10 protein-coding genes are annotated in these 7,959 nt (G+C 70.2%); 1 reads left to right on the forward strand and 9 read right to left on the reverse strand.

The features are described from left to right. The 9 genes from VLF18_RS04595 to azu all read right to left on the reverse strand — a co-directional run. Positions 1–1,163, reverse strand: a 1,163-nt coding sequence (locus tag VLF18_RS04595; protein ID WP_325278443.1) for a heavy metal translocating P-type ATPase metal-binding domain-containing protein, incomplete at its 3' end; no start/stop codon positions are given. Continuing rightward, the gene (locus VLF18_RS04600; protein WP_325278444.1) at positions 1,151–1,657 is read right to left on the reverse strand and encodes a FixH family protein; all 507 of its coding nucleotides are present in this window, start codon (positions 1,655–1,657) and stop codon (positions 1,151–1,153) included. The genes VLF18_RS04595 and VLF18_RS04600, both read right to left, overlap by 13 nt. After that, a complete protein-coding gene (locus VLF18_RS04605) occupies positions 1,654–3,195 on the reverse strand; it encodes a 4Fe-4S dicluster domain-containing protein (protein ID WP_325278445.1) in 1,542 nt (513 codons plus the stop codon). Before VLF18_RS04605 ends, VLF18_RS04600 begins: the two co-directional genes overlap by 4 nt. Beyond that, complete coding sequence (locus tag VLF18_RS04610) at positions 3,192–3,485, reverse strand: hypothetical protein (protein ID WP_325278446.1); 294 nt, start codon at positions 3,483–3,485, stop codon at positions 3,192–3,194. The genes VLF18_RS04605 and VLF18_RS04610 overlap by 4 nt, the downstream gene beginning before the upstream one ends. Then, positions 3,482–4,384, reverse strand: a complete 903-nt coding sequence (gene ccoP, locus VLF18_RS04615) for a cytochrome-c oxidase, cbb3-type subunit III (protein ID WP_325278447.1) — start codon at positions 4,382–4,384, stop codon at positions 3,482–3,484. The genes VLF18_RS04610 and ccoP overlap by 4 nt, the downstream gene beginning before the upstream one ends. Further along, entirely contained in the window at positions 4,381–4,536 is a 156-nt protein-coding gene (locus tag VLF18_RS04620) for a cbb3-type cytochrome c oxidase subunit 3 (protein WP_325278448.1), read from the reverse strand. The genes ccoP and VLF18_RS04620 overlap by 4 nt, the downstream gene beginning before the upstream one ends. Beyond that, positions 4,533–5,180 (reverse strand): cytochrome-c oxidase, cbb3-type subunit II, encoded by a 648-nt coding sequence (gene ccoO, locus VLF18_RS04625; protein ID WP_325278449.1) that lies wholly within the window; start codon positions 5,178–5,180, stop codon positions 4,533–4,535. Before ccoO ends, VLF18_RS04620 begins: the two co-directional genes overlap by 4 nt. Positions 5,181–5,187: 7 nt before the next feature. Then, complete coding sequence (ccoN, locus tag VLF18_RS04630; protein ID WP_325278450.1) at positions 5,188–6,627, reverse strand: cytochrome-c oxidase, cbb3-type subunit I; 1,440 nt, start codon at positions 6,625–6,627, stop codon at positions 5,188–5,190. Positions 6,628–6,780: 153 nt separating this feature from the next. Then, on the reverse strand, positions 6,781–7,221 hold the full coding sequence (gene azu, locus VLF18_RS04635; protein ID WP_325278451.1) for an azurin: 441 nt from the start codon (positions 7,219–7,221) through the stop codon (positions 6,781–6,783). Positions 7,222–7,360: 139 nt separating this feature from the next. On the opposite strand from azu, the gene VLF18_RS04640 reads away from it, so the two are divergent. Further along, positions 7,361–7,909: a kinase inhibitor gene (locus VLF18_RS04640; protein WP_325278452.1), complete on the forward strand. Its 549-nt coding sequence runs from the start codon at positions 7,361–7,363 to the stop codon at positions 7,907–7,909. Positions 7,910–7,959 lie beyond the last annotated feature (50 nt).

Here is a 7,959-nt window from a genome sequence, read left to right on the forward strand (position 1 = left end):
GGCGCGTCGCGACAGACGCTCCCGGCCGCCACGCGCTGACCGCAGCGACGCACGACGGGCAGCGATTCGCCGCTGAGCAGGGCTTCGTCGAGCGACGCGTCGGCGTCGAGCAGCTCGCCGTCGGCCGGCAGCGTCTCGCCGGCGTCGACATGCAGCACGTCGCCGACGCGGATCTGCGCCGCGGCGATGCGTTCGATGCCGCCGTCGGCGCCTTCGCGCCGCGCGAACACCGGCCGCGCGCGGGCCAGCGTGTCGGCGCGCGCGGTCGCGCGGCGCCGCGCCCACTGTTCGAGCAGGCGCGCCGTCAGCAGCAGGAACACGAACATCACGGCCGCATCGAACCAGACGTGCGTGCCGCCGCGCAGCGTCTCGACGACGCTTGCGAAATACGCCAGCAGGATGGAGCCGCCGACGAGCACGTCCATGGTCGCGCGGCGTTCGCGCAGGCCGCGCGCGAGGCCGGCGAGAAACGGCCAGCCGGCGATGAACACGACCGGCGTGGACACGAGCAGCGCGATCCAGCGCAGGAAGTCGCGCGTCGCGAGCGGCATCTGCGCGCCGACGTCGAGATACAGCGCTTCGGCGAACATCATCGCCTGCATCGCGCCGAGGCCGGCGAGTCCAAGGCGCACGAGATCGCGGCGCCGTTCGCGCCGGCGCGCCTGCTCGGCGGCCGTGCCGGTCGCCAGCGCCGGCGCGAAGCCGAGCGCGGCGAGCCGCTGCAGCAGCGTGGACAATTCCACTCGTACCGGATCCCAGCGCAGCCGGATCCGGCCGGTCACCGCATTCGCGGCGACATCGAGCACGCCGGGCTCGCGCGTCAGCGCCTGATCGATGAGCCAGGCGCAGGCCGCGCAGCGCAGGCCGTCGCTGAGCACGACGATTTCCATGCCGCCGGCCACGGGCGCGGCATGCTCAGCCAGCACGTCGGGCTGCATCCAGGCGCGGAAATCCTCGTCGCCTGCGACGCGCGCCGCATCGCTGCGCCGCAGGCGGTAGTACTGGCCGAGCCCCGCATCGCGGATCCAGCGCGCGGCGGCGCCGCAGCCGTCGCAGCAGAACAGGCGCTCGCTGCCGTCGACGTCGAGCGCGAGCGCCTGCGCCGGCAGCGGCTCGCCGCAGTGGAAACAGCCCGCGGGCAATCCGGCGACTAGCGCTGCCATAGCGGTCGCAAGGTCGCGTCGGCCGCGTCGGCGCCGAGCCGGCCGGCAAGACGCCAGCGGCCGTCTTCGGGTTCGACGCGCAGATTCCACGCGTTCGCCGCGGCCGGCAGGTCAATCGCGTGCCAGCGCCGCGGCGCGATGCGTTCGAGGGTCAGTTCGACGTCGCGCGCGGCGGCACCGGGATGCAGCAGGCGCAGACGCAACGTCGACATATCGCCGGCATCGCCGTGCAGCGCGACGACGACGGTGTTGGCATCGCGCCGCAGCGTGCCGGTCAGGTTCCTGCGCAGCGCCTCCTCGTCGGCGTGCGTGTCCTCGGCCTGCACCTGCGCCGTGCGGCGCACGCCGCCGCTCAGCGCATCGACGTTGCCGCTGCGCACCGCGACGACGACGAGTCCGACCCCGGCGACGATCGACAGCAGCGGCAGCCCGGCGACCAACCAGACCATGGGTTCGCGCCAGGCGCGGCGCGGCGATGCGGCAGGGGCGTTCATGGCGAAGGTCCGAAGAAGGCGGTGCGCGCCGACGCCGCGTCGCCGCGTTCGACGTCTTCGACGACGAGTTCGAGCGCGCGGCGTCCGTGCACGGCGCCGGCAGGTGCCGCGACCGTCAGCGCGGCGTTGTGCACGCTCTCGGGCGCGGCTTCGATGACGCCGGCGTCGCGCAGCTGCAGCGCGCCCGCATCGAGCAGGCGCACGCGGAGCTGCCGCGCGACATTGCGCTTGTTGACGAGCTTGAGGCTGTAGGCGTTCTCGATGCGGCCGTCGGCGGCGACGCGATACAGCGCATTGCGATCACGCAGCACTTCGGCGGTCAGCGGCGCGCGGCGCACGACGCCGACGCCCCAGCCCAGCGCGAGCACGGCGAGCAGCGTGCCGTAGATCAGCACGCGCGGCCGCAGCACGCGCGTCGGCCGGTCGTCAACGGCGTTCTGCGTGGTGTAGCGGATCAGGCCGCGCGGGTAGCCGACCTTGTCCATGATCTGGTCGCAGGCGTCGATGCAGGCGCCGCAGGCGATGCACTCGTATTGCAGGCCATTGCGGATATCGATGCCGACCGGACAGACCTGCACGCACCAGGTGCAGTCGATGCAGTCGCCCAGATCGGCCGGCTGCGGCGCCGGCAGCGCCGGCTCGGCGTGATCGAACGCGGCAGTCGTGCGCCGCACGTCGAGCGCGCGCATCGCTGCGCTCTCGAACCGGTTCGCCTGCACGAGCCAGCGCTCGGCCTCGGCCGGCGGCAGCAGGCCGCGGCCGCGCGCCTGCACGCTGCCGATGTCGCGCTTGCGCGAGCCGCGCGGTTCGCCGCGCCGCGGATCGTAGGCGATGATCAGCGTGTCGCGGTCGAACATCGCGCCCTGAAAGCGCGCGTACGGGCACATGTACTTGCAGACCTGGTCGCGCAGCACGCCGGCATTGCCCCAGGTCGCGAGCGCGTAGAACAGCGTCCAGAACGTTTCCCAGCCGCTCCAGCCCAGCGCCGGCAGCCGCGCGGCGAGATCGCGCGCCGGCGTGAAGAAGCCGACGAACGTGAATCCGGTCCACAACGCGAAAACCAGCCAGAGCAGATGTTTGGAACCTTTGCGCAGCAGTTTCTCGCGCGTCCACGGGCCGGCATCGAGCCGCATGCGACGCGCGCGGTCGCCTTCGGTCCAGCGCTCCATCCAGAGAAATACTTCGGTCCAGACCGTCTGCGGACAGGCGTAGCCGCACCACAGCCGCCCGGCGACCGCGGTGAAGAAGAACAGCGCGACGCCGGCGACGATCAGCAGCAGCGCGAGGAAGATGAAATCCTGCGGCCACAGGACGAGGCCGAACACGTGGAACTTGCGCGCCGGCAGGTCGAACAGCACGGCCTGGCGGCCGTCCCAGGACAGCCACGGAAACACGTAGTACATGCCGAGCAGCGCGACGACGGCGATGCGGCGCAGCGTGTCGAAGCGGCCGCGGATCTCGCGCGGATAGACTTTGCGCTCGGCCTGGTAGAGGCCGGCCGGCTCGTCCCTGAGCGCGATCGGGATCGAGCGCGTCACCGGCCGCCTCCGCGCGAGCGGTTGAAGCGGCTGGCCGGACGCAGCAGCCACCAGGTGAACAGGCTGGAACTCGCAGTCGCCGACCAGAAGGCAAAAAATCCCAAGGTATAACCCCATTCGCGGCCGATGTCCCAGCCCGGCAGCGTCAGGTCGCGCCACTCCAGCGGGTCGACCAGCGCGAAGAACACCATCGTGCAGACGCCGGCCGAGAAGAAGCTCGGCCAGAGAATCGCGCCCCAGCGCTGCAGCGCCGGACGCGGCGGGCAGTCGCCGGGACGCTCGGTGGTCATTGCGCCGCGGCCTCGCGCGAACGGCCGTAGACCCAGGCTGCGACGACGCGCGCACGCGCCGGTCCGAGCAGCGGACCGTGGGCCGGCATCTGGCCGCTGCGTCCGTTGACGACGGTCGCGCGGACCGTCGCGGCGTCGCCGCCGTAGAGCCAGTAGCCGTCGGTCAGGTCGGGCGCGCCCATGAGGGCGTTGCCCTTCCCGTCCGGACCGTGGCAGGCCGCGCAGGTCGCCGCGAACCGCGGCGCGCCGCGCTCGGCCAGGGCCGCGTCGACGGTCTGCTTCGACAGCGAACGCACGTAGGCCACGGTCTCGTCGATCTCGGCATCGTTCGCGAACGCCGCCTTGAGCGGCGGCATCATGGCCTGGCGGCCGTCGCTGACCGTGGTCAGGATGTCCGCGGGCGCGCCGCCCCAGTGCCAGACCGCGTCGGTCAGGTCGGGGAAGCCGCGCGCGCCGCGCGCATCGGCGCCGTGGCAGGCCGCGCAGTGGTTCGCGAACAGCGACTGGCCGAGCCGGCGCGCGACCGGATCGCCCGCGAGCTGCTCGATCGGCCGCTCGGCGAACGGCGCGAACGCCGCTTCGATGCGGCGGTCGTTCTCGGCGCGCTCGGCGTCATGCTCGCGCTGCGACGACCACTGCGCCGTACCGCTGAAGTTGCCGAAGCCCGGGAAGTACACAAGGTAGCCGATGCTGAAAATGATCGTGAGATAGAACAGCCCGATCCACCAGCGCGGCATCGGCTTGTTGTACTCGGTGATGTCGCCGTCCCAGTAGTGACTGGTCTGTTCCGGCGCCGGGTCGCCGGGACGGCGCCTGCCGGTGAACCAGAGCAGCCAAGCGCTGCCGGCGATGTTCAGCACGACGAGCGCGATGACGTACCACGACCACGACGCAGTCATTGCCGGCGCTCCTTCGGTTCGTCCTCGAGCGGCAGCCGCGCGGCTGCGTCGAAATCGTCGCGGCGCCGGCCGCTCCAGGCCCAGATCCAGCCGGCGATGAAGATCGCCAGCAGCACGGCCGTGGCCGCGCCCGAAAGATTGCCCGCGTTCATTGCCCACCTCCCGCCGTCGCGGCGGCCGTATCGCGCGTCGGCGCGTGCTTGCCGAGTGCCTGCAGATAGGCGATCACGGCATCCAGTTCGGTCTTGCCCTCGAGCGCGGCGCGCACGCCGGCGACGTCGTCGTCGGAATACGGATCGCCGAGGCGCCGCAGCGTTTCGACGTGCCGCTGCACCGACGCCGCGTCGAGCGGCGCGTCGGCGAGCCAGGCGTACGCCGGCATGTTCGATTCGGGCACGACGTCGCGCGGATTCATCAGATGCACGCGGTGCCAGTCGTCGGAATAGCGGCCGCCGACGCGCGCGAGGTCGGGCCCGGTGCGCTTGCTGCCCCACTGGAACGGCCGGTCGTAAACCGACTCGCCGGCGAGCGAGTAGTGCCCGTAGCGCTCGGTCTCGAACCTCAGCGTGCGGATCATCTGCGAGTGGCAGTTGTAGCAGCCCTCGCGCACGTAGACGTCGCGGCCGGCGAGTTCCAGCGGCGGGTACGGCTTCACGCCGGGCAGCGGCCGGATGGTCTCGGCCTGGTACATCAGCGGCACGATCTCGGCGAGCCCGCCGAAGCTGATCGCGACGGCGATCAGCACGGCCATGAGGCCGACGTTCTTTTCGATCTTCGCGTGAAAGTATTCGCTCATGGCGCCCTCAGTGTTGGACCGCGGCGAGCGGCAGCACGGCGGTGTCCTCGGTGCTGCGCGCGTCGCGCCAGGTCAGCCAGACGTTCCAGGCCATGACGCCCATGCCGGCGAGCACGAGCAGGCCGCCGCACAGGCGGATCAGGTAGTAGGGATAGGTCGCTGCCAGCGACTCGACGAAGCTGTAGGTCAGCGTTCCGTCGGGACTCGTCGCGCGCCACATCAGGCCCTGCATGACGCCGGCTATCCACATTGACGCAATGTAGAATACGACGCCGACAGTGTGGACCCAGAAGTGCACGTCGATGAGCTTCGTCGAGTGCATCGCCTGGAGACCCAGCAGCCGCGGCCACATCGCGTAGACCGCGCCGAGCGAGATCATCGCGACCCAGCCGAGCGCGCCGGCATGCACGTGGCCGACGGTCCAGTCGGTGTAGTGGCTCAGCGAGTTGACCGTCTTGATCGACATCATCGGACCTTCGAACGTCGCGATCATGTAGAACGACAGCGCGACGACGAGGAACTTGATGATCGGATCGGTGCGCAGCTTGTGCCAGACTCCCGAGAGCGTCATGACGCCGTTGATCGCGCCGCCCCAGGACGGCGCCAGCAGGATCAGCGAGAACACCATGCCGAGCGACTGCGCCCAGTCCGGCAGCGCGGTGTACTGCAGATGGTGCGGGCCGGCCCACATGTAGATCGCGATCAGCGCCCAGAAGTGGACGATGGAAAGACGATACGAGTAGACCGGGCGTCCGGCCTGCTTGGGCACGAAGTAGTACATCATGCCGAGGAAGCCGGCGGTCAGGAAGAAGCCGACCGCGTTGTGGCCGTACCACCACTGCGCCATCGCGTCGACGGCGCCGGTGTAGACCGAATACGACTTCGTCCACGACGCCGGCAGCACGAGGTTGTTGACGATGTGCAGCAGGGCGACGGCGACGATGAAGCTGCCGTAGAACCAGTTCGCGACGTAGATGTGCTTCACGCGCCGGCGCACGATGGTGCCGAAGAACACGACCGCATAGGCGACCCAGACCAGCGTGATCAGGATGTCGATCGGCCATTCGAGCTCGGCGTATTCCTTGCCCTGCGTGTAGCCGAGCGGCAGCGTGACCGCGGCGCTGACGATGACCGCCTGCCAGCCCCAGAACACGAAGCTCGCGAGCCGGCCGGAGAACAGCCGTGCATGGCAGGTGCGCTGCACGACGTAGAAGCTCGTCGCGATCAGCGCGCAGCCGCCGAACGCGAAGATCACCGCATTCGTGTGCAGCGGCCGCAGACGGCCGTAGCTGAGCCAGCTGATGCCTTCGGTCAGCGTCGGCCAATAGAGTTGCGCCGCGATCAGCACACCGACGGCCATGCCGACGATGCCCCAGACCACGGTCATCAGAGTGAATTGGCGCACGACGGTGTCGTTGTAGCGCTCGTCCACGGTTGCAGCGTTCATACCGGCTCCCACAGGGCGCGAAAGCCGGCCGCGCCGCGCCGGGACCGCGCGCGACGGCGCGATCTGAGAATGCGGATGGAGGCGAATGACCTTGCGGTCGTGCGATCGGGCCGGACCCGCGGCCTGCGGCGCGGAGCCCGGCGCACGCTCGCGTCACTTGACGACGAGCTTGCCTTTCATGATCGCCCAGTGTCCCGGGAACGAGCAGAAGAACACGTAGTCGCCGCCGGCCTTCAGCGCCGAGCCCGGGAACGACGCCGACGTCGACGCGCCGCCGCCGACCAGCGGCGTGTGTGCGATCGCACGCTTGTCGCCGGCCGCGACATAGTTGGCCGCCGCGCCGGCCTTCTGGCCGTCCTGAGCGATCGGCTGCAGGTCCGCGGGGGCGGCGATCACGACGTTGTGGCCCATGGCCGCGACCGGCAGCTTGCCGGTATGGGTGAGCTTGATCTCGACCGTCTTGCACGACGCGGCGACGGTGACTTCGCTGCGATCGAACTTCATAGCGTCGTCGGCTTTCAGGTCGATCACGCAGTCATTGGCCTGGACGGCCGTGGCGGTCAGCAGCAGAGCGGCGAGGAAACAACGACGCATGGCGGTTCTCGTGTCGAGGAAGGATGGACGCAGCCTAGTCGTCCGCGCCGAGGCGCTTGTTGATCGAGATCAATCCGGGCTCCCTCTCGCATGCTCCGGCTACACTCGGCGACGTCCTTTCGCTTCGGAGTCCGCCGCCATGCAAGCCTTCCTGTCCGCCAGCCTGATCCTCTCCGCGTCCGGCATCGGCGCCGACGTCGCCGGTTTCCGCGTGACCAGCAGCGACATCGCCGACGGCGCGACCCTGCCGCACAAGCACGTCTTCAACGGCTTCGGCTGCGACGGCGACAACCTGTCGCCGCAGCTGAGCTGGAGCGGCGCCCCCGCAGGCACACGCAGTTTCGCGATCACGGTCTACGATCCGGACGCGCCGACCGGCAGCGGCTGGTGGCACTGGACCGTCGTCAACCTGCCGGCGACGACGACCAGCCTTCCCACCGGTGCCGGCAGTGCCGGCGGCACGCTGCCCGCCGGCGCGGTGCAGGGCCGCACCGACTACGGACAGAGCGGCTACGGCGGCGCGGCGCCGCCGGCCGGCGACAAGCCGCATCGCTATCAGTTCACGGTCTGGGCGCTCGGCGTCGACACGCTGCCGCTCGACGAGAACGCCAGCGGCGCGATGGTCGGCTTCATGCTCAATGCCAATGCGCTCGGCAAGGCCACGCTGACGGCGACGTACGGCCGGTAGGCGGAATCGGGAATCGTAAAAACGAAACCGCCGCTGCCCTGCCCGCGAAC

Source organism: Tahibacter sp. (assembly GCF_035481375.1).
Taxonomy (GTDB): Bacteria; Pseudomonadota; Gammaproteobacteria; order Xanthomonadales; family Rhodanobacteraceae; genus Tahibacter.